The organism is Streptomyces sp. NPDC059743 (genome assembly GCF_042732975.1).
Classification (GTDB): Bacteria; Actinomycetota; Actinomycetes; order Streptomycetales; family Streptomycetaceae; genus Streptomyces.
On sequence record NZ_JBHWGS010000004.1, the window covers coordinates 149,205 to 169,217 of the forward strand.

Sequence of the window (20,013 nt, forward strand, 5' to 3'; positions counted from 1 at the left end):
GAGGCACCCCCTCCACCAGGCGCCACGGCAGACCACGAGGACCGGCCGGACAGGACCGGGCCCATCGTAGCCACGACCCCCACACCGTACCGCCGGGCACCCGGGCCATGCCTCCGCGTACGACGTATGGACGCACCATGGCCGGAGTGCGAAGCTCGAAGGACCACCGCGGGCATCGCCGGAGCTGCCACGGCGGCTCCCACGGCCCGCGCCTCTCTCCATCTCCTCACCGCGATCGACCGGGAGGCAGGAATCATGGGCGACAAGGCGCATACACACCCCGGGGCCGCCGGCAGGGCAATGGCGGCCGACCGGCCCGCGTCCGTACGGAACGTGGTGCTGGTCGGCCACAGCGGGTCGGGCAAGACCACACTCGTCGAGGCTCTCGCGCTCACCGCCGGAGCAGTGAACCGGGCGGGCCGGGTCGAGGACGGCGGCACGGTCTCCGACTACGACGAGATCGAGCACCGCCAGCAGCGTTCCGTACAGCTCTCACTCGTCCCGCTGGAATGGGGCGGCTACAAGATCAATCTGCTGGACACCCCCGGCTATGCCGATTTCGTCGGGGAACTCAGGGCCGGTCTGCGGGCGGCGGACGCGGCCCTTTTCGTTGTGTCGGCCGCCCAGGAGGCGGAGGCCGTGGCCGGTGCCACCCGTACCGTCTGGGAGGAGTGCGCGGCCGTCGGCATGCCGCGCGCGATCGTCGTCACGCATCTCGACACGGCCCGCACCGGCTTCGACGAGATGACCCGGCTCTGCGCCCGGATCTTCGGCGGTGACGATCCCGACGCCGTACTGCCGCTGTATCTGCCGGTGCACGGCCCGGAGGGCCCGGACGGACACGCCCCGGCCACCGGACTCGTCGGGCTGCTCTCGCGGCGGATCTTCGACTACGCCTCCGGGGAGCGCCGGGAGAATCCGCCCGGTCCCGGTGAGCTGCTGCTGATCGAGGAGGCACGCGACCGGCTGATCGAAGGGATCATCGCCGAGAGCGAGGACGAGACGCTCATGGACCGCTATCTCAGCGGCGGCGAGATCGACCTCAAGACGCTGATCGGCGATCTGGAGAAGGCGGTGGCGCGCGGGATCTTCCATCCGGTGCTCGCGGCGGCCCCGGCACCGCCCGGCGGCCGGCAGGGACTGGGCACGGTCGAGCTGCTCGATCTGATCGCCGGCGGCTTCCCGAGCCCTCTGGAGCGCCCGGCTCCGGAGATCACCACTCCGCAGGGCACTCCGCGTCCCGGTATCGGCTGCGATCCTCAGGGCCCGCTCGTCGCCGAAGTGGTCAAGACCGCCTCCGATCCGTATGTCGGCAGGATCGCGCTCGTACGCGTCTTCTCGGGCACGCTGCGGCCGGACGAGCTGGTGCATGTGTCGGGCCACGGTCTCACCGACCGCGGCCACGAGGACCACGATGTCGAGGAGCGGACCGGCGCGCTCTCCTCGCCGTTCGGCAAACAGCAGCGCGTGATGGGCCACTGCATCGCCGGAGATCTGGCCTGCGTCGGGAAACTCTCCGGCGCCGAGACCGGCGACACCCTCTCCGCCCAGGACGATCCGCTGCTGATGGAGCCCTGGACCATGCCCGATCCGCTGCTGCCGCTGGCCGTCCAGGCCCACAGCAAGGCGGACGAGGACAGGCTGTCCCAAGGGCTCGCCCGGCTGGTGGCGGAGGACCCGACGATGCGGCTGGAACAGAATCCGGAGACCCGTCAGGTGGTGCTCTGGTGTCTGGGCGAGGCGCATATGGATGTCGCGCTGGAGCGGCTGCGCACGCGCTACGGCGTACAGGTCGACGCCGTGCCGTTCAAGGTCGCGCTCCGGGAGACCTTCGGCGAGAGTTCGGCGGGACGCGGCCGGCATGTGAAACAGTCCGGCGGCCACGGCCAGTTCGCGATCTGCGAGATCGAGGTGGATCCGCTGCCGCCCGGCTCCGGTGTCGAGTTCGTCGACAAGGTGGTGGGCGGCGCGGTGCCACGGCAGTTCATCCCGTCCGTGGAGAAGGGCATACGGGCCCAGGCCGCGCGCGGAGTCGCGGCGGGCCATCCGCTGGTCGACATCCGGGTCACTCTGCTCGACGGAAAGGCCCACTCGGTGGACTCCTCGGACGCCGCGTTCCAGACGGCGGGCGCGCTGGCGCTGCGCGAGGCGGCCGTCGAGGCGTCGATCCATCTGCTGGAACCGGTCGCCGAGGTACGGGTCCTCATCCCCGACGAGTATGTGGGACCGGTGATGAGCGATCTGTCGGGACGGCGCGGCCGGGTCGTCGGCACCGAACAGGCCGGTCCGGGAAGGACCTTGGTGCTGGCCGAGGTGCCGGAGCTGGAGATCGGACGGTACGCGGTGGACCTGCGGTCGGTCACCCACGGCACCGGCCGCTTCAGCCGCTCGTACGCCCGCCACGAGCCGATGCCGCCGACCGTCGCGGACCGGCTCCGTGAACAGGAGGGCAGCCTCGTCTAGTTGACACCTCGTCCGGTTCACACGTCGTCACATGTGGTCAAGTCGATGCGTGGTCAGGTCAATACGTAGTTGATACGCCGGTGGCTGAAGAGAGCCACTCCCCTGACGCGGACGCCTTCGCCCGGTTACGCTGTGGTGCCCAGCTCAGCACGTGTGCGGGGCGCGCGGGCCGGGTACAGGTCGCGGCAGCGGATCTTGCGGCGAGGGGGCGGCAGTGGCGGACAACGGATTCGACTTCAGCCCGGGGGCACAGATCCCGCTCCAGGGAGGGACGGGACAGGACCCGGCGACGAACGCCCTCGCCTCGGCGTCCTATCGGGACACCCCGATGGAGGAGATCCTCAAGGCCGACAACGACGTGCACAAGTCCAAGGTGACCAAGGGCAGGTTCTCGCTCTTCGAGCCCAATCTGGGCGAGGCGTTCGCGCGGGCCCTCCAGCTCCGTACGCTCGGCGGCGGCCGGAAGGCGCTCATCCAGTCCTTCGGCATGGAGCCGCAGACGGTGGTGCTGCACGCCCTCGCCGCGACACGCATCCGCAAGGACCGCGACATCAAACTCACCGCCGTGACCGCGGTGTTCGGGCTGCTCTTCCTGCCCGGACTGCTGGTCTGGCTGGGTGTCTTCCAGCTCCGTCGTACGATCGCGGGCTCGAAGGACCGGCGCGCGGGACTGATGGGGACAGCGCTGCTGGCGGGCGTGGCGCTGCTGGCCGTGATCCTGCTGCTGCGGCTGCCGTTCGACGGTGTCCTCGGCTGGTATGTGCGCGGCGCGATCGTCGCTCCTGTCATCGGCTGGCTGCTGGCCAGGCGGATCTGCGAGTCCACCGCCAAGGATCTGCGCGCCCGTTGGTCCGATCTCCTCGCCGGCGGCGGCCTCGGCGCCAAGGTCCCCGAGGCGGTCCCCGGAAATCCCGGCGACGCGACACGGGAGGCGGTGCGCCAGGGCATCGAGAACCTCACGGCCGAGCAGAACTCCAACGTCGTCTTCTATGCCGGCCCCAAGGGCATACTCGGCATGGGCACCCGCTGGGGAAGCTGGCAGCTCGCCGAGGCTCTGGTGCCCAAGGATCCGGCCAAGGAGATCCACCAGTTCCGCAGTTACGACGTGATACGGGCGATCCACGACCAGCTCAAGCTGCTGGAGCGCGGGCCGCTCAACTCCGGTGGATTCCCGCCTCCTTCGGTCAAGCACTGGATCGTCTCGCCCGTCGGTGAGGGCGCCGACTCGGTGTCCAGGCCCGACGGCCAGGATGTGGAGGCGTATCAGGTCAAGCCGCACGAGATACAGCGGATCTGCAACCACCAGCAGTTCGGCGCAGGCAACCGCCACTATCTCGGCGTGCAGTTCGTCCTCTGGGACGGCCAGCTCGTGATCACCATGATGATCACGGTCACCGTGCTGCACGAGACGCTGCGGATCGAGGTCTCCGGCCATGCCCTGGGACCGATCCACGGGCTCTTCTCCGGGGGACCGTCCGCCAAGACCGTGAGCCGGCCCAAGACCGTCCGGTTCTGGGAGACCACCTCGCGGACGCTGCCTCTGGTCGAGCCGAAGGAGGCGGTCCGGCTCGCGGTGCGCGCGCCCTTCACCTGGTATCCGCCGATCCTCGACTTCCTCGGCGGCAAGCTCTCCCTGCCCGAGCCGTTCGGTCTGCGGCACGCCTGGGCCGATCAGCCGTGGAAGCACCGCTTCATGGCCGACGACGCGATGCGCGCCGCCACGCCCGTCCTGCGGGTGGCGCACAAGGCGGCGCTGCGTGTGCTGGACGAGCACGGCGTGGACACCTCGGGCTTCAGCAGCCGGGCGGCCTCGCTCTTCGGCGCGGTGCAGGACCCGTCGCCGAAGCGGGTCGACGCGTACGACGCGTAGGCAGCGCAGGAAGAAGCCGCGCGGCGGGTTACGGACCGCCGCCGCGCGGGCTGCGGCTCCTGGCGCGCGGCGGCTACGGCTCTGCGGTGGCTACGGTGCTATGGACGTCGGCGGTACGGGCCAGGCGTTGGCCAGCATCGTGCGCGTTTCGGCGAGCAGCTGCGGAAGCACCCTCGTATGCCCGACGACCGGCATGAAGTTGGTGTCGCCGCCCCAGCGCGGCACCACATGCTGATGGAGATGCGCCGCGATCCCGGCTCCCGCCGCGACGCCCTGGTTCATCCCGATGTTGAAACCGTGCGCGCCCGAGGCGGTACGGAGCGCGGTCATCGCGTGCTTGGTGAAGAGAGCGAGCTCGGCGGTCTCCGCCTCGTCCAGATCGGTGTAGTCGGCCACATGACGGTAGGGAACGATCATGGAGTGGCCGCCGTTGTACGGATAGAGGTTGAGCACCGCGTACACCCGCTCGCCACGCGCCACGATCAGCCCGTCCTCGTCGGACTTGGCCGGGATGGAGCAGAAGGGACAGCCGTCCTCGGCGCCCGGCCCGGTGGGCTTGTTCTCACCCTGGATATAGGCCATCCGATGGGGCGTCCACAGGCGCTGGAACGCGTCCTGGGTCCCCACTCCGATCTGCTGCTCCGGCTCACTCGTCATGCTGTGCAGCATATGACTTCGGCCCTGTGAAGCGTGTCGCCGGGCCCTGACCCGACGGGCCCCGGCGATGCTGGGGCGATGCATGTCCGGAACGCATCCGACCGGCTGCTCCGCTGGGAGCGCCGCATGGATCTGCCGCTGTTCGTGGGCTCGCTGCTCTTTCTCGCCTGTTACGCGGTGCACGTTCTGCTCCGTGACATCGCTCCGCTCTGGCACGATCTCGCACTCGGACTGGCCCTGTTGATCTGGGTGGTCTTCCTGCTGGACTACGCGGTACGGATACTGCTCAGCGGCGAAGGCGCCCGTTTCGTACGGACGCACTGGCTGGACACCGTCGTCCTCGTCCTGCCTCTGCTGCGTCCGGTGCGGATCGTGAACACGTATCTGGCGGTGCGGCGGCGCCGGGACCGTCCTCGGCTCAGCCTGTACGGACGGGTGATCACCTATGCCGCGATGACCGCCGTCCTGCTCAGCTTCGTCGCCGCGCTCGCCGTCTACGAGCAGGAGCGCGGAGCGCCCGGCGCCACCATCCATACCTTCGGCGACGCCGTGTGGTGGGCCTGCGCGGCGATCACCACGGTCGGCTACGGCGACGCGACGCCCGTGACTCCGCTCGGCCGGGTGTACGCGGTGTTCCTGATGGCGTGCGGTGTGGCCCTGCTGGGTGCGGTGACGGGCGCGTTCTCGTCATGGCTGATCCAGGTCTTCGCACGGGAGGACAAGGAAGACAGGGAAGAGGGGGTTGGCGAGGGAGACAGGGAGCGCAAGGAGAAGCCCCCGGGAGACTGATGCCGCCTCCCGAGGGCTTCGCCGTACACGCGCGCATCACACCTGTACGCGGCGCTCCACCACATCGACCAGCTTCGCCAGCGCCTGGTCGCGCGGGATGCCGTTCTCCTGCGATCCGTCGCGGTAGCGGAAGGACACCGTGCCCGCGTGCATGTCCTCGTCACCGACGATGATCATGAAGGGCACCTTCTGCCGCTGCTGGTTCCTGATCTTCTTCTGCATACGGTCCGAGGACGCGTCCACCTCGACGCGCAGGCCCTTGCGCTTCGCCTCCGCCGCGAACTCCTGGAGATACGGCACATGCGCGTCGCCGACCGGGATGCCCACCGCCTGCACCGGCGCCAGCCAGGCCGGGAACGCGCCCGCGTAGTGCTCAAGCAGCACCGCGAAGAACCGCTCGATCGAGCCGAACAGCGCACGGTGGATCATCACCGGACGCTGCTTGGAGCCGTCCGGCGCGGTGTATTCGAGATCGAAGCGGTCCGGCAGATTGAAGTCGAGCTGGATGGTCGACATCTGCCAGGTGCGGCCGATGGCGTCCTGCGCCTGCACCGAGATCTTGGGGCCGTAGAACGCGGCACCGCCCGGGTCGGGAGTCAGCGGCAGGCCCTGCTTCTCGGCCACCTTGCGCAGTACCTCGGTGGCCTCTTCCCACGCGTCGTCCGAGCCGACGAACTTGGTCTCGTCCTTGGTCGACAGCTCCAGATAGAAGTCGGTCAGACCGTAGTCACGGAGCAGGTTCAGCACGAACGTCAGCGTCGAGTCCAGCTCGTCCGCCATCTGTTCACGGGTGCAGTAGATATGCGCGTCGTCCTGGGTGAAACCGCGCGCCCGGGTCAGACCGTGCACCACGCCCGACTTCTCGTACCGGTAGACCGTCCCGAACTCGAAGAGGCGCAGAGGCAGTTCACGGTAGGACCGGCCACGGGCGTCGAAGATCAGGTTGTGCATCGGGCAGTTCATGGGCTTGAGGTAGTAGTCCACGCCCTCGTCGAGCTGCATGGGCGGGTACATACCGTCGGCGTACCAGTCGAGATGCCCGGACTTCTCGAACAGGGCGCCCTTGGTGGCATGAGGGGTATAGACGAACTCGTACCCCTCCTCCTCGTGCCGCCGCCGCGAGTAGTCCTCCATGGCCCGGCGGACGACACCGCCCTTGGGATGGAAGACCGCGAGACCGGAGCCGATCTCCTCCGGGATGGAGAAAAGATCCAGTTCGCTGCCGAGCTTGCGGTGGTCGCGCTTCTCGGCCTCGGCGAGGAATTCCAGGTGCGCCTTCAGCTCTTCCTTCGACGGCCACGCGGTGCCGTAGATGCGCTGGAGCTGCTTGTTCTTCTCGCTGCCCCGCCAGTACGCCGACGCGTTCCGCATGAGCTTGAACGCCGGGATGTTGCGGGTGGTGGGCAGATGCGGGCCGCGGCACAGATCGCGCCAGCACAGCTCGCCCGTCTTGGCGTCCAGGTTGTCGTAGATGGTCAGCTCGCCGCCGCCCACCTCGACATCCGCGCCGTCCTCGTTCGAGGCGGAGCCCTTGAGGCCGATCAGTTCCAGCTTGTACGGCTCGTCGGCCAGCTCCTCGCGGGCCGCCTCGTCGGTGACGACGCGCCGCGAGAACCGCTGGCCGCGCTTCTGGATCTCCTGCATCTTCTTCTCGATGGCCTTGAGGTCATCGGGATGGAAGGGAGCCGCCACATCGAAGTCGTAGTAGAAGCCGTCCCTGACCGGAGGGCCGATACCCAGCTTGGCCTCGGGAAAGAGCTCCTGCACGGCTTGCGCCATGACATGCGCGGTGGAGTGGCGCAGGATGTTGAGGCCGTCCTCGGAGGAGATCTCGACGGGCTCGACGATCTCGCCCTCGCCCGGTTCGTACGCGAGGTCCTTCAGCTCGCCGCCGACGCGCGCGGCGATCACGGTGCGCTCTCCGGCGAACAGCTCGGCCGCCGTAGTGCCCGTCGTCACCACGCGCTCTTCCCGCTCGGAATCGCGTTGGATGATCACACGGACGTCTGACACCGGTCTCTCCTGACTCTGGGGCGCGACAGCGGACACTGCGCGTCTGAATCGTACCGAGCCCGGGGGCCCGGTCGCGAAACAGTTGCCGAGCGGTGACCGCCGCCCTCTCTGTCCATGTCGGCCACCGCCTCTGCCCGCGGCGGCCACCGCCGCCGCCCTTGCCCGCGTCAGTCGCCGCCGCCGCACGCCTCCTCGAAGTAGTCCAGGTTCTCCTGGAGCGACTTCATCAGCCGGTCGCGCTCCGCGTCGTCCACCTGTACGGGCACCACATCACTGGCGTCGGTGAGCCTGCGGAATCCGCCACGGCTCTCCAGCCTGCCCACCACCCGGATCGGCAGACCGACGAGATGCGCGTGTCCGGCGACGCGGTACGACTCCTCGTCCAGCGCCACCCGTACATGCGGGATCTCCGCGCCGGCGAGGACACGCAGCCGTACGGATCCCTCGCCGCCGGTACCGGCCCGGCGCATCCGGATCACCGCACCGGTGATCCGTACCGGTACGGACGGCTCGTCGCGCAGATAACGCTTGCCCGCCTCGCGCAGCGCGGGCAGATCGCCGGGCGAGAACTCCACCGGCTCGGGACGGGCGGCGCAGCCTTCGGGCACACCCGCGCCCGGCGCCCAGGCCAGGCCGACCCGGGCGCCTTCCGTACCTCTCACCAGCGCCACCAGCGCCTCGGTCAGCTCCCGGCTCACTCCGGCCTCCACCGCGGAGTCGAACGCCTCCATGCCTCCGGTGGCCCGCTGGTAGTCGGTCGCCTCCCGGGCCGCGGAGAGCGCGTGATGGAGCTGTACGGCGACGGACCGGCCGCTTGTCACCGGCAGGAAGGCGGTCAGCTCACGTCCGCCCGGCGCCGGTCCGACCAGCACTCCGCCCAGCGAGTCCTGGGCCTGCCGGCGATGACGCGCTCCGTAGTACCCGGCCCTGCCCCGTACGGCGAGGGCCCCGGCGAGCAGAAGCTGCCTCGCCGCCGTACGGAGCTGTTCCTGTACGGTCCACTCCGCGGCGCCGGAGGGTCCTGGTGGCACATCGCGCCACCAGCGGATCTCGTCGCTGGGCACGGCGAGCCCGACGAGCACCTCGCGCGCCGAGGGAGCCGCGCTGCGGGCGAGCGCCGTGAGGGCCTCGGCGAGCAGGTCCTCGCAGTCGGGAAAAGCACGGCTCTCGGGGACGAGCAGACTCGTACCGCGCCCGCTCGGTCCCGGTGGTGTCCAGCGGGCATAGCGCCCGGGCGCACCACCGCGCCGCCGCCAGCCGTGCCGGGCGAGCAGCGCGCCGAGGACGGCGGGATCGGTCCTGGTGGGATCCGGTTCCGAAGCCGCTCCGCCGTTCCAGGAGTGGCCGTCGGCCAAGGGCTCCGGCTCCGGCGTCTCGGTCGGCGACGAGTGGGAACGTACTGGCTCGTCGGACGGCCAACGCATCACGGTCTCCCTCCCGACCCGACTCGGGTCATGATCTCGCAGAGCGCCCGGTCGTCGAAGATCCGCGCGGTGGGCACACGCACCGTGGTGCGGTACCGGCCGGTCACCGAGTGGCCGGCCAGATTGATCCAGTAGCAGCAGTGTCTGAGGTCGAGCCGGTCATGGCTGGCGCGCAGCCATTCGTCCTGGGTCCTGGGCACGAGCATCACGACCAGGATCTTGTGTACGGAGACCGGAGTGCGGGCGAGTTTGACGAGATGGGCGTTGTCGAGGGTGAAGGAGAAGGCGGGCCCCGCCGGATGCGGGGGTATCTGGTAGGTGCATTTGAGCTGGACTTTTATGGTGACCTCGTCGTCGACGAGATGTCCTGGCGCGCTGTGGCTCACGTGCCAGTCGATGCCGTTGTCGGGAAAGGGCTGGCTGAGTGAGCAGCCCGCGGCGGCGGCGACCGCGTGGAGGTAGCCCACCTGGAGTGTCTCCATGCAGGCGGTGGTGGCGAGCGCTCCGCGCAGCGGTGCCATCCGCTCGGGCAGCAGCCCACCCGGTTCGGGCTTGGCGAGCGCCATGGCTCTGGGTGCCTTCCGGGCCGTACCGGTCAGTTGGAGCGACGGGACGTCAACTCACGTGCCCGACACCTGTGTTGTGACCGTACGGAGCACCGCGTAAACGGCGCGTACCGAACGACCTGTCCGGGTATCACCGATTCGGGCAGTGGCTGGACGCCATCTGCCGCTCAGGCGCGAGGAGTTCGGGGATGACGCGTTGGTATGAGGGACCGTTGGCAGCGTTCGACACCGAGACGACCGGAGTCGATGTCGAGGAGGACCGGATCGTCTCGGCCGCTCTCGTCGTCCAGGACATGGCGGGCGCCAGGCCGCGGGTGACCCGCTGGCTGATAGATCCGGGTGTGCCCGTGCCGCCGGGCGCCACCGAGGTGCACGGTCTGACGGACGACTTTCTGCACCGGAACGGCCGCTGGCCGGCGCCCGCGATCGAGGAGATGGCCAGGGCGCTGGCCGAGCAGTGCGCGGCGGGCCGTCCGCTGGTGGTGATGAACGCGCCGTTCGATCTGACGTTGCTGGACCGTGAGTTACGGCGTCACCGGGCCTCGTCCCTGGCGCGCTGTCTGGAGAACGTCCCGCTCTGTGTGCTGGATCCACGCGTCCTGGACAAGCATCTGGACCGTTACCGCAAGGGCCGGCGCACACTGACCGATCTCTGTGCCCACTACGAGGTGGAGCTGGACGGAGCGCATGACGCGGCCGTCGACGCGGTGGCGGCGCTGGAGGTGGTACGGGCGGTCGGCCGCCGGTTCGCGGCGCGGCTGGAGCGGCTCAGCGCGGCGGAGCTGCATACGCTCCAGGCGGTCTGGCACGCGGCACAGGCGCGCGGCCTCCAGGCGTGGTTCTCCCGCAACGGTACGGAGGAGTCGGTGGACCCGGCCTGGCCGCTACGTCCCGAACTGCCCGCCGCCGCTTGATCACCGCTGCGGTCCGTTTACGAGCGTTTACGGGCGTAGACGGGCGTTCACGGCGCGCGCCCATCCGTCCGGAACGCGCGAAGGCCGGTCCGTCGCTGACGGACCGGCCTCTCCCGGTGGGCGATACTGGGTTCGAACCAGTGACCTCTTCGGTGTGAACGAAGCGCTCTCCCACTGAGCTAATCGCCCGGGAACGCACTGAACCATACAGGTCCTCGCGGGTGTCCTTCAAACCGAATGCCCGGTACTCACCTCCGTATCTGAGTACGGGAGCCCATGGCACGGCGTGTGGCGCGTACCACACTCGCTCATATGAAGAATGTGCCGCCGCCCGCCCAGGAGCTGGCGATCATCGACCAGGAGCTGGTCCGACTCGACGCACGCAGAGGCCAGTTGCTGGCGCGCCGGGCGTATCTGCTGAGTCCACCGGCGCAGCCCGTACGTCCCTCGGCACCTCAGGCCTCGCCACCGGCGTCCACGTCGGCCTCGCTACCGGCCTCTCCGCCGCCGAGTGCGCAGAATGTGCTGTTCATGCTCGGCGGAGTGCTGCTGGCGATCGCCGCGATCGCTTTCACTCTGGTGAGCTGGGGCCATCTGGGCATCGGCGGCCGAGCGGCGGTACTGACCGGAGTGACCGTCCTGACGCTCGCGGTGCCCGTGCCGCTGCTGCGCCGGGGCCTGCGCTCGACCGCGGAGGCGGTGGCCGCGCTGGGGCTGGTGCTGACGGTCCTCGACGCGTACGCGCTGTACCGCGTGGCGCTGCCGGGCACGGACGGTCTCGGTTACACGGCCGCCGCCACCGCCGTGCTCGCCGCGCTCTGGGCCGGATACGGGACGGCTCTCGGCGCCCTGCGCGGTCCGCTGCCCGCGGCCGTACTGACGGCCCAACTCCCGCTGACGCTCTGGGCGCTGGCCACCGGCTCCACTCCGCTGACGGTCGCCTGGGCCCTGCTGGTGACAGCGGCGCTGGACACCGCGCTCGCGCTGCGTACGGGATCCCGTACGGTACAGGGCTTCGCGGGCGTCGCCGCCGGGACGACCGCGAGCGGAGCGCTGCTGGTGGCCGGGGAACTGTCCGTATCGGCGTGGACACCTCTGACGGCGCTGCGGCCGGGCGCGCTGCTGCTCGCGGCGGCGGCCCTGGGGCTCTTCGTGGCCCGGCGTCGCCAGGCCGAGTGGCGCGCGGTCGCTCTCGCGTGCGCGGCGGTGGCGGGCCTGGCGGGAATCGCGGCGGTCGGTGGAGTGGTGCGTACGGCCGTACCGGACGGCTGGACCGCTCCGGGATATCTGCTGTGCGCCGTAGCGCTGTCGACGGTCGTACGGACGCGGCTGCCACGGCCGCTCGTCCAAGGGCTGGCGGGCGCGGCAGGCGTGGTGGCTGCTCTGTCGGTGCTGTGGGCGCTGCCGTCGGTCGCCGTCGCGCTGCTGGGCGGCGTGGCCGCGATCCCGGAGATCTGGACGGGCCTGCCCGCCGTGCCCTGGCCAGGTCAGCCGACGGCGCCGGTGGTCCTGCTGACGGCGGCCGGCGCGCTCGCCGCGGTGGCCTACGGCCCACGCCGGGACGCACGGGACACCGGAGCCGGAGCCGGAGACGGAGTCGGAGTCGCCACGGTCACGCGCGCGCTCGCGCTCTGCGGCTCCCTGGCGCTCGGCTGGGCGGGTGTGCTGGTGCTGCCGCTCGCCCTGGACGCGGTCTATCCGGTCGTGGTGGCGATGCCACTGGCCCTGACAGCGGCATCGCTCGCGGTGGTCGTGGTCTCGCGCGTCCCCGGAGGCTCGCCGGTGCGGATCACCGCGCTGGTCTGCGCCCTGGCCGGCTCCATCGGCGGCTCACTGGTGTCGCTCGGCAGCCGGTCCGCGACGGTGACCGCGCTCGCCGTGCTGTCGGCCCTGTTCGCCGGAGCCACCGTGGCGGCCGTGGCCGCCACTACCGCCACGCGGGCCACGGAGGCCGTCCGTACCCGCAGTACCCGCGCGGTCCTGGCCTGTACGGCCGTCGCGTACACGACCGCGCTGGTGACAGCCGCGTGCGCGGTGGCCGGGCTGTCCACCGGGACCACCGCCGTGGCCGTTCTCGCGGTGCCCGCGACGGTGGCGCTGCTGGCCGCCAGGCCGTCCACGCGCCCGGTGGCGGTCCCGATCGAGATCACCGCGGCCGGCGCCGCTCTCCTCGCGGTGATCCTGGCCTCGGGCCGGGCGCCCGTACTGGCGCTGGTGCTCGCGCTGTGCGGAGTGATCGCGGCGGGCACGGCGGTACGCGCCGAGCGCCGGACGGTCGCCGGATACACCGCCACGGCGCTGTTCGTCCTGGCCACCTGGGTCCGGCTGGCCGCCTCCGAGGTGTCGGTGCCCGAGGCGTACACACTGCCCGTGACGCTCCCCGCGCTCGCCGTGGGGCTGTTGCGGCGCCGCCGCGATCCGGCGGCCTCGTCATGGACGGCGTACGGCCCGGGCCTCGCGGCGACACTGCTACCGAGCCTGCTCGCGGCCTGGGGCGACACCCACTGGTCCCGGCCGCTGCTGCTGGGAATCGCGGCCCTGGCCATCACTCTCGCGGGCGCCCGGCTGGGCCTCCAGGCGCCGCTGATCCTCGGCGGTACGGTCCTCGCCCTGGTCGCGCTGCACGAGCTGGCACCGTATGTCGTGCAGGTCGTGGGCGCGCTGCCGCGCTGGCTGCCGCCGGCCCTCGCGGGACTGCTGCTGCTCGCGGTGGGTGCCACGTACGAACAGCGCCTCAAGGACGCCCACAAGGTGCGCCGCAGCCTGGGCCGAATGCGCTGACCGGTGGCCGGTGACCGCCGGCGGAACGACGATGTCCCGGAGACCTGTCGGTCTCCGGGACATCGATTCCGGGTGGGCGATACTGGGTTCGAACCAGTGACCTCTTCGGTGTGAACGAAGCGCTCTCCCACTGAGCTAATCGCCCGGGCGCACCACACACATTACCCCATGTCAGCGGTGCTCCACGACGCGTACCGGAGCACCCGGACCAGGGCATCCGGACCAGTCGTCGCCCGGATCAGTCGTCGATCTTCCAGGGCATGACGATCCCGAATTTCCAGACGTAGACCGCGAGCAGCGCGACGACGATCACCAGACCGACGGTGGTGAGGATCACGTTCCGCCGCCGGACCTTGGGATCGAGCGCCTTCTGGGCCGCCTCCGTCACCTTGCGCCGGGTCCAGCGCAGCACCAGCTGGGCCCAGACGAACTCGGTCGCCCAGATCGCCATCCCGCCGAAGATCACCAGCCAGCCGGGGCCGGGCAGCACCAGCATGGCGGCGCCCGCGCCGACCACCGCGAGACCGACCAGGAAGACACCGACCTGCCAGCTCAGATGGAGCGCCCGCGACGCCCGGATGAACCCCGGCGCGCGCGAGCCCAGCTCACGCTCCGGCGCGGCTTTCGGATCTTCCGTCGTCACATCCCCGGCGGCGGCCTCCGGCGTCGTCGGAACGACGACCTGCCCCCGCTCGTCACTCTCCGCATGCATAAGGCCCAACCTACCCGAACCGCTCACATCACCGGAATGGCCGTATGACCTGAAGTCACACACCGCTGTACGAGGTACCTGAAGGCGCACAAAAGAGACAGAGGGGTTTACAACGGCACCATAGGTGGCATGTCGAATTCGCCGACGTGCGAATCCCCGAGCGCACACTGAGCGAAAGGCCCTGGCGCTTATGAACACCACGGTCAGCTGCGAGCTGCACCTGCGCCTCGTTGTATCGAGCGAGTCCTCACTGCCTGTACCTGCGGGCCTGCGGTATGACACGGCCGATCCTTATGCCGTGCACGCCACCTTCCACACCGGAGCCGAGGAGACGGTCGAGTGGGTTTTCGCCCGCGACCTTCTCGCCGAGGGGCTGCACAGGCCCACCGGCACGGGCGACGTCCGGGTCTGGCCGTCCCGCAGTCACGGTCAGGGCGTCGTCTGCATTGCTCTGAGCTCCCCGGAGGGAGAAGCGTTGCTCGAGGCCCCGGCGCGGGCCCTGGAGTCGTTCCTCAAAAGGACCGACGCCGCGGTGCCGCCGGGCACCGAGCATCGTCATTTCGACCTCGATACGGAGCTCTCACACATCCTGGCCGAGAGCTGAGCCAGGCAGAGGGCTGCTCGGCGCCGTCCGACTCGGGGAGACGGCGCCGCGCGGACAATCGCATACAGGGAGGACACCGGCGCCGACGCCGCGGAACCCACCGCGACGCCGGCGCCGGTGCGTTCCGGCCGTGTTCCATCGCGTACACGCTCCATTGCCGTACAAGCTCCATTGCCGACACGTTCCCCGCCCGGCCGCCCGGGGCAGCGGCTAAAGTCAGCGGGATTCGGCGGGCACCGGCCCGCGGCAGGCCAGGGAGCGGATCGTGCTGATTCCCCACGACACCAGGATCGCCCTCGACACCGTGGTCGATCTGGTGAACACCGCGCCGGAGGACGGTACGGGCGGTGCGCGGAACGGCACACCCGACGGCCTCGCGGACATCGAGGCGCTGTACGGCTTCGTACGGAGCCACAGCCTCAGCGGAGTGGGCGACCTCGGCCGGCGCGATCTGCGGGCCGTGCTGGAGGTACGGGCGCGTTTCGCGGAGGTGTTCGCGGCACCGGACGCGCGCGCCGCGGCCGATCTGATCAACCGGCTGGTCGCCGCCGCGGGGACGACGCCGCAGCTCACCGACCACGACGGCTATGACTGGCATGTGCACTACTTCGCGCCCGGGGCCTCGGTCGCCGATCATCTCGCCGCCGACTGCGGGATGGCGCTGGCGTTCATGGTCGTGGCCGGTGAGCAGGAGCGGCTGCGCCGCTGCGAGGCCCCGGACTGCGGGCACGCGTTCGTCGACCTGTCGCGCAACCGCTCTCGCCGCTACTGCGACAGCCGCACCTGCGGCAACCGGCTGCATGTGGCCGCGTACCGGGCTCGCCGCAAGGAAGCGGCCGGCTGAGCCTCACAGCAGGAACAGATCGTGCACCGCTGCCATCAGCAGCAGCGAGCCGATCACCGTCAGAAAGATCATCAACGGCGGCTGAGACAGCGCGAAAAGGCAACCGCGCTGCTCATCGGTGGGTACGGGGGTCTCACCCCGGGAGGTATCGAGCATCTCGGGGCGATCATGACGTACCCCGGACCATGCCAATGACCAACACGCGTTTTCGGCGCGGGAGTTCATCATATTCCGTGGACAAATCACTGGAACCGCCGCCGGAACGGCGCTCACCTGCGATCCTTCCGCGAATACGCGATGGGAAGCCGGTCAGATGCCGTGCTTCTTGAGGATGGCCTCGATGTCGCTGAAGTCGTCGGCGGGCTGTGCCGCGCGCTCCTTGGCCTTCGGCTGTACGGCCGGAGCGCTGCCGGGACCGAGCGAGGGCACGGACGCCGCGGGCTCCACCGCTCCCTGCCGTGCCGCCTTGGCGGCCTCCTTGCGCTGCTTACGGGTCCGGCCGCCGCGCCGCTCGATCGCGCGTGTCGTCATGAAGAGCAGCCACGCCACGGCGAGCACGCCGAAGCCCAGCCAGGCCATCGGGCTGAAGGCCGTGTTGGCGGCCCATTTCACGATGCCCGTCATCACCAGGGCCACCGGGACCAGCGCGTACGCCAGAATCCGCGTCGCGGCGAGGAACCGCTTGCGGTAGGCCGTGATCGCGGCGATGCCCACGCCCGCCGCTGACACCGCAGAGCAAATGGTCTCGGCAATCATCGGTTCCTCCAGGCTGAGCGCGTCGTCGGCCGAACACCTTTCCGTACTCCATCCTGCACCTGACCACCTGCTCGGGGCCACGGTGGAGAACGGCGTCCGGCGGATCTCGGGGAGAACTGGGGGACGTCATCCTCCCCAGGTCCCGGTTTTGGGCCCGGGTGCCGCGTCCGGGAGACTGGCCTCCATGAGCGACTTCACCAGCGCCGGATCCGTCGGACCCGTCGTCCTCGATGTCTGGTTCGATCTCCAGTGCCCGGACTGCCACACCGCCCTGGCGGATCTGAGCGCGCTGCGTGCCCGCTACGGCGACCGGCTGGAGACACGGCTGCGGCACTTCCCGCTGGAGCGGCACAAGCACGCGTACGCCGCCGCCCAGGCCATGGAGGAGGCCGCCGAGCAGAGCAAGGGCCGGGCCTACGCGGAAGCCCTGCTCGCCAGGACCGCGGAGCTGAGCGCCGGAGGCGAGCCCGTACTGCTGGAGATCGCGCGCGAGCTGGGCCTGGACGCGGAGGAGTTCGACACCGCCCTGATCGACGGCCGTCATCTGCTGGCCGTCGACGCCGACCAGGCCGAGGGCAAAGCGATCGGCGTGACCGGCACACCGACCTATGTCATCGACGGCGGCAAGAGCCAGGAGGGACTGCGCGCCCGGATCGAGGAGATCGCCGACCGGCTGCTGGCGCGCGAGAGCGCGTAGGCCCGGATCCGCCGCGCTGGCCCCGGCGCGGGCGCGCTGGCCCCGGCGCGGCGACGGGAGCGCTGGGAGCAGGCGGGCGCTCAGAGGAGTGGCTTGAAGAAGTTGCGCTGGGTCGTCCTGTATCCGAGCGATTCATACAGCCGGATCGCCGGTGTGTTGCCCGCGAAGACATGGAGCCCGAGCAGTTCGGAACCGGCTTCCAGGGCGATCCGCTCGGCGTGCAGCATCAGCGCCCTGCCGTATCCCTTGCCGCGCAGGTCCGCCTGCACGGCCACGTCGTACACATACGATCCGGGCCTGCCGGCGCGTACCTCACGAGAGGCGACCCAGACATGGCCGACGGCGCTTCCGTCATGGACCAGGACATGCAGTGCGGCGCCGGGAGTGGCGAGCCCGTCGGGCAGCAGCTCCCGGTGGCTGGCCTCCGACTTGGCGCGGGCCTGCTCGGGCGGTGTGCCTCGGTCGATCCAGCTCTGGGCGTAGTTCTCGACGGCCTGCGCCTCCCACGCCGCGTACTCCGACTCGTTCATGGGACGGCCTGACACGCCCTCCGAGAGTACGGGCGGTTCCGGCGGGAGTTCTTTGTCCATGTTGCGCCCGCGTTCGACATAGCCGAGGGACTCCAGCATGCGCAGCGCGGCCACGGCGTCGGGCGGTACGGAGGCCATCACCTGGCCGCAGCCCCAGCCGCGCAGCACCTCTTCGGCCGCGAGCGCGGCGACGGTGGCCCGGCCGCGCCGCCGGTCGGGTTCGTCGATATGGAGCGCGCGGATGGTCCCGGCCTTGTGGCCGAAGCCGGGATCCGTGGCGATCTCTACCGTTCCGACGGGACGGCTGTTCACGCAGACCTCGTAGGAGCGTGACTTTCCGCCGTCGTCGGTCTGCCGGAGCGGCCCGGTCGGCCGCAGGGTGGTGGTCATCAGGGGAGTTGTACCCGTCGCGCGCGGTGGAGTCATCCGGTTTACGGACCGGAACGGCCCGAGAGTGTCCAGGCCCTGTCCGGCCGGCCGGACGGACCTAGGGATCCAGGTCCGCAGCGGCGCGCTCCTCGAAGAGGCGCATCGCCTTGCTGGTCACCGGGCCCGGCGCGGTGGGGAGTTGGCGGTCGTCCACGCGGTGGACGGCCTGTACATCGCGCAGCGTCGAGGTCAGGAAGATCTCGTCCGCGCGCTCCAGGACGTCCAGCGGCAGATCGGTCTCCCGGGCGCCCGCCCACTCGGCGGCCAGGGCGCGGGTGATACCGGCGAGACAGCCGGAGGCGAGAGGCGGAGTGTGCAGCTCACCGTCGAGTACGACGAAGACATTGGAGCCCGTGCCCTCGCAGAGCGCTCCGACGGTGTTGGCGAAGAGCGCCTCGGAGGCTCCGTGTTCGTGCGCGCGGGCGAGCGCGACGACATTCTCGGCGTACGAGGTGGTCTTGAGCCCGGTCACCGCGCCGCGTTCGTTCCGTGTCCAGGGAACGGTGATGACGGCGGTGGTGTCGGGACGGCGCTTTGTCGCGCTCGCCGCGACGACCAGGGTCGGGCCCTCGTCGCCGCGGTCGGAGCCGAGCGGGGAGAGCCCGCCGGTATAGGTGATCCTGAGCCGTCCCAGCTCCATGGGATTGGCGTCGAGCACGGCCGTACAGGCGTGCCGTATCTCGTCCAGGTCTGGTTCCGCCAGCCCGAGACCACGGGCCGAGCGGGCCAGCCGGCCGAGATGGCGGGTGAGGGCGAAGGGCCTGCCCTGGACGGCCTTGACCGTCTCGAAGATTCCGTCGCCCACGGTCAGGCCGTGATCGAACACGGACACCCGGGCGGCTTCGGCCGTCAGCAGTCCGCCGTTGACCCAGATCCTCATGACGCGGTCCTTCCGGTCGCCTCGTGCCCGCCCGACTCGTACACGCCCGACGCTATCGCGAGCAGTCTGGACGCCTTCAGTTCGGTCTCCTCCCATTCCCCCTCGGGATCCGAGCCCCAGGTGATCCCGGCGCCCGCGCCGAAGCGCAGCACGGGTCCCGCCTCGGTGGCGCGGTCGATCCAGAACGTACGGATCCCGACGGCCAGGGCGCCGGTGCCGCGGTCCGCGTCGACCCAGCCGATGCCTCCGCAGTAGGGACCGCGCGGTGCCGTCTCCAGCTCCTCGATGATCTTCAGGGCGCTGGACTTGGGCGCGCCGGTGACCGAGCCGGGCGGGAAGGCGGCCGGAAGCAGATCCGGCCAGCCGGCCTTCTCGGTGAGTTCGCCGCTCACGGTCGAGACGAGATGGACCAGTCCCGGGTGGGACTCCACCGCGCAGAGCGCCGGGACGGTGACGGAGCCGGTGGCGCAGACACGGCCGAGGTCGTTGCGGACGAGGTCCACGATCATCACATTCTCGGCGTAGTCCTTCGCCAGCAGATCGGCGGCGGTACGGCCGGTGCCCTTGATCGGGCCCGACTCGACGGTACGGCCGTCACGCCGCAGAAACAGCTCGGGCGAGGCGGTGGCGATCTCCACACCGTGGCCGGGCAGCCGGATCGTTCCGGCGTAGGGAGCCGGATTGTCGCGCGCGAGCAGCGACGTCAGCGCGTCGACGTCGGAGGCGGCCGGGTCGGGCAGCGGCGCGGAGAGGACGCGGCAGAGATTGACCTGATAGACATCGCCGGCCGCGATGTGCTCACGGATGCGCCGTACGCCCTCCGTGTACGCGGTGCGATCGAGGGACGACGTCCAGTCACCGGGACCAGGTCCGAGCCACTGGCCCGGTACGGGGATGGGCACGGGCTCGGCCCGTACATCATCGAACCTGGCACAGGTGAGCCGGCCCTCGAAGTCCGCGGCGACGGCCCAAAAGCCGGCGGATTCGAGCGCCTCCGGATCATGGGTGACATCCCGCAGGTCGGTGGCGACGAGGGCGCCGAAGCGGGCCAAAGGAGCGAGATCGTGCACGGTTGCGAGTCTAG

General features: G+C 70.3%; 18 protein-coding genes and 2 tRNA genes. 8 read left to right on the forward strand and 12 right to left on the reverse strand.

Annotation, left to right across the window (positions count from 1 at the left end; translation table 11 throughout):
• Positions 1–255 precede the first annotated feature (255 nt).
• On the forward strand, positions 256–2,463 hold the full coding sequence (locus ACFV6H_RS08880; protein ID WP_385540398.1) for an elongation factor G-like protein EF-G2: 2,208 nt from the start codon (positions 256–258) through the stop codon (positions 2,461–2,463).
• Between the two features lie 214 nt (positions 2,464–2,677).
• Positions 2,678–4,333 (forward strand): hypothetical protein, encoded by a 1,656-nt coding sequence (locus ACFV6H_RS08885; protein WP_384777209.1) that lies wholly within the window; start codon positions 2,678–2,680, stop codon positions 4,331–4,333.
• A 90-nt stretch (positions 4,334–4,423) separates the two neighbouring features.
• Here ACFV6H_RS08885 and ACFV6H_RS08890 read toward each other — a convergent pair whose 3' ends face one another.
• Positions 4,424–5,002: an HIT family protein gene (locus ACFV6H_RS08890; RefSeq protein WP_384976455.1), complete on the reverse strand. Its 579-nt coding sequence runs from the start codon at positions 5,000–5,002 to the stop codon at positions 4,424–4,426.
• Between the two features lie 66 nt (positions 5,003–5,068).
• Between ACFV6H_RS08890 and ACFV6H_RS08895 the strand changes: the two genes are divergently transcribed.
• On the forward strand, positions 5,069–5,779 hold the full coding sequence (locus ACFV6H_RS08895) for a potassium channel family protein (RefSeq protein ID WP_385539991.1): 711 nt from the start codon (positions 5,069–5,071) through the stop codon (positions 5,777–5,779).
• Positions 5,780–5,815: 36 nt separating this feature from the next.
• Here the strand turns inward: ACFV6H_RS08895 and thrS are convergent, their stop codons facing one another.
• The 3 genes from thrS to ACFV6H_RS08910 all read right to left on the reverse strand — a co-directional run bounded on the left by thrS (position 5,816) and on the right by ACFV6H_RS08910 (position 9,782).
• Positions 5,816–7,792, reverse strand: a complete 1,977-nt coding sequence (gene thrS, locus ACFV6H_RS08900; protein WP_384976459.1) for a threonine--tRNA ligase — start codon at positions 7,790–7,792, stop codon at positions 5,816–5,818.
• A 167-nt stretch (positions 7,793–7,959) separates the two neighbouring features.
• Positions 7,960–9,216 carry a hypothetical protein gene (locus ACFV6H_RS08905; RefSeq protein ID WP_385539993.1) on the reverse strand — a complete coding sequence of 419 codons (1,257 nt, stop codon included), beginning with the start codon at positions 9,214–9,216 and terminating at the stop codon, positions 7,960–7,962.
• Entirely contained in the window at positions 9,216–9,782 is a 567-nt protein-coding gene (locus ACFV6H_RS08910) for a DUF4365 domain-containing protein (RefSeq protein WP_385539995.1), read from the reverse strand. Before ACFV6H_RS08910 ends, ACFV6H_RS08905 begins: the two co-directional genes overlap by 1 nt.
• 188 nt (positions 9,783–9,970) lie before the next feature.
• On the opposite strand from ACFV6H_RS08910, the gene ACFV6H_RS08915 reads away from it, so the two are divergent.
• The gene (locus ACFV6H_RS08915) at positions 9,971–10,696 is read left to right on the forward strand and encodes a 3'-5' exonuclease (protein WP_093598082.1); all 726 of its coding nucleotides are present in this window, start codon (positions 9,971–9,973) and stop codon (positions 10,694–10,696) included.
• A 117-nt stretch (positions 10,697–10,813) separates the two neighbouring features.
• Here ACFV6H_RS08915 and ACFV6H_RS08920 read toward each other — a convergent pair.
• A tRNA-Val gene (locus ACFV6H_RS08920) sits at positions 10,814–10,885 on the reverse strand.
• 123 nt (positions 10,886–11,008) lie between these two features.
• Between ACFV6H_RS08920 and ACFV6H_RS08925 the strand changes: the two genes are divergently transcribed.
• A complete protein-coding gene (locus ACFV6H_RS08925; RefSeq protein WP_385539997.1) occupies positions 11,009–13,477 on the forward strand; it encodes an SCO7613 C-terminal domain-containing membrane protein in 2,469 nt (822 codons plus the stop codon).
• Between the two features lie 73 nt (positions 13,478–13,550).
• Here the strand turns inward: ACFV6H_RS08925 and ACFV6H_RS08930 are convergent.
• A tRNA-Val gene (locus ACFV6H_RS08930) sits at positions 13,551–13,622 on the reverse strand.
• A 93-nt stretch (positions 13,623–13,715) separates the two neighbouring features.
• Positions 13,716–14,189, reverse strand: a complete 474-nt coding sequence (locus tag ACFV6H_RS08935) for a TIGR02611 family protein (protein WP_385539999.1) — start codon at positions 14,187–14,189, stop codon at positions 13,716–13,718.
• Between the two features lie 190 nt (positions 14,190–14,379).
• Between ACFV6H_RS08935 and ACFV6H_RS08940 the strand changes: the two genes are divergently transcribed.
• Positions 14,380–14,793, forward strand: coding sequence for an SsgA family sporulation/cell division regulator (locus tag ACFV6H_RS08940; RefSeq protein WP_003959770.1), 414 nt, complete (start codon positions 14,380–14,382; stop codon positions 14,791–14,793).
• Between the two features lie 265 nt (positions 14,794–15,058).
• The gene (locus tag ACFV6H_RS08945; RefSeq protein ID WP_385540001.1) at positions 15,059–15,637 is read left to right on the forward strand and encodes a CGNR zinc finger domain-containing protein; all 579 of its coding nucleotides are present in this window, start codon (positions 15,059–15,061) and stop codon (positions 15,635–15,637) included.
• Positions 15,638–15,640: 3 nt separating this feature from the next.
• On the opposite strand, the gene ACFV6H_RS08950 is transcribed toward ACFV6H_RS08945, so the two are convergent.
• Entirely contained in the window at positions 15,641–15,910 is a 270-nt protein-coding gene (locus ACFV6H_RS08950; RefSeq protein ID WP_141716766.1) for a hypothetical protein, read from the reverse strand.
• 36 nt (positions 15,911–15,946) lie between these two features.
• A complete protein-coding gene (locus ACFV6H_RS08955; RefSeq protein WP_385540003.1) occupies positions 15,947–16,393 on the reverse strand; it encodes a hypothetical protein in 447 nt (148 codons plus the stop codon).
• 184 nt (positions 16,394–16,577) lie between these two features.
• Between ACFV6H_RS08955 and ACFV6H_RS08960 the strand changes: the two genes are divergently transcribed.
• Complete coding sequence (locus ACFV6H_RS08960; protein WP_385540005.1) at positions 16,578–17,090, forward strand: DsbA family protein; 513 nt, start codon at positions 16,578–16,580, stop codon at positions 17,088–17,090.
• A gap of 80 nt (positions 17,091–17,170) precedes the next feature.
• Here the strand turns inward: ACFV6H_RS08960 and ACFV6H_RS08965 are convergent, their stop codons facing one another.
• From ACFV6H_RS08965 to ACFV6H_RS08975, 3 genes are all read right to left on the reverse strand, one after another.
• On the reverse strand, positions 17,171–18,010 hold the full coding sequence (locus tag ACFV6H_RS08965) for a GNAT family N-acetyltransferase (RefSeq protein WP_385540006.1): 840 nt from the start codon (positions 18,008–18,010) through the stop codon (positions 17,171–17,173).
• A gap of 97 nt (positions 18,011–18,107) precedes the next feature.
• Complete coding sequence (locus tag ACFV6H_RS08970; RefSeq protein WP_384777246.1) at positions 18,108–18,929, reverse strand: aminotransferase class IV; 822 nt, start codon at positions 18,927–18,929, stop codon at positions 18,108–18,110.
• Positions 18,926–19,999, reverse strand: coding sequence for a chorismate-binding protein (locus tag ACFV6H_RS08975; protein WP_385540008.1), 1,074 nt, complete (start codon positions 19,997–19,999; stop codon positions 18,926–18,928). Before ACFV6H_RS08975 ends, ACFV6H_RS08970 begins: the two co-directional genes overlap by 4 nt.
• Positions 20,000–20,013 lie beyond the last annotated feature (14 nt).

Coding starts and splice junctions, on each gene's coding strand:
- ACFV6H_RS08880 (WP_385540398.1), top strand. CDS start 256: ATGGGCGACAAGGCGCATACACACCCCGGGGCCGCCGGCAGGGCAATG.
- ACFV6H_RS08890 (WP_384976455.1), bottom strand. CDS start 5,002: ATGCTGCACAGCATGACGAGTGAGCCGGAGCAGCAGATCGGAGTGGGG.
- ACFV6H_RS08895 (WP_385539991.1), top strand. CDS start 5,069: ATGCATGTCCGGAACGCATCCGACCGGCTGCTCCGCTGGGAGCGCCGC.
- ACFV6H_RS08905 (WP_385539993.1), bottom strand. CDS start 9,216: ATGCGTTGGCCGTCCGACGAGCCAGTACGTTCCCACTCGTCGCCGACC.
- ACFV6H_RS08910 (WP_385539995.1), bottom strand. CDS start 9,782: ATGGCGCTCGCCAAGCCCGAACCGGGTGGGCTGCTGCCCGAGCGGATG.
- ACFV6H_RS08915 (WP_093598082.1), top strand. CDS start 9,971: ATGACGCGTTGGTATGAGGGACCGTTGGCAGCGTTCGACACCGAGACG.
- ACFV6H_RS08925 (WP_385539997.1), top strand. CDS start 11,009: ATGAAGAATGTGCCGCCGCCCGCCCAGGAGCTGGCGATCATCGACCAG.
- ACFV6H_RS08935 (WP_385539999.1), bottom strand. CDS start 14,189: ATGCATGCGGAGAGTGACGAGCGGGGGCAGGTCGTCGTTCCGACGACG.
- ACFV6H_RS08940 (WP_003959770.1), top strand. CDS start 14,380: ATGAACACCACGGTCAGCTGCGAGCTGCACCTGCGCCTCGTTGTATCG.
- ACFV6H_RS08955 (WP_385540003.1), bottom strand. CDS start 16,393: ATGATTGCCGAGACCATTTGCTCTGCGGTGTCAGCGGCGGGCGTGGGC.
- ACFV6H_RS08960 (WP_385540005.1), top strand. CDS start 16,578: ATGAGCGACTTCACCAGCGCCGGATCCGTCGGACCCGTCGTCCTCGAT.
- ACFV6H_RS08965 (WP_385540006.1), bottom strand. CDS start 18,010: ATGACCACCACCCTGCGGCCGACCGGGCCGCTCCGGCAGACCGACGAC.
- ACFV6H_RS08970 (WP_384777246.1), bottom strand. CDS start 18,929: ATGAGGATCTGGGTCAACGGCGGACTGCTGACGGCCGAAGCCGCCCGG.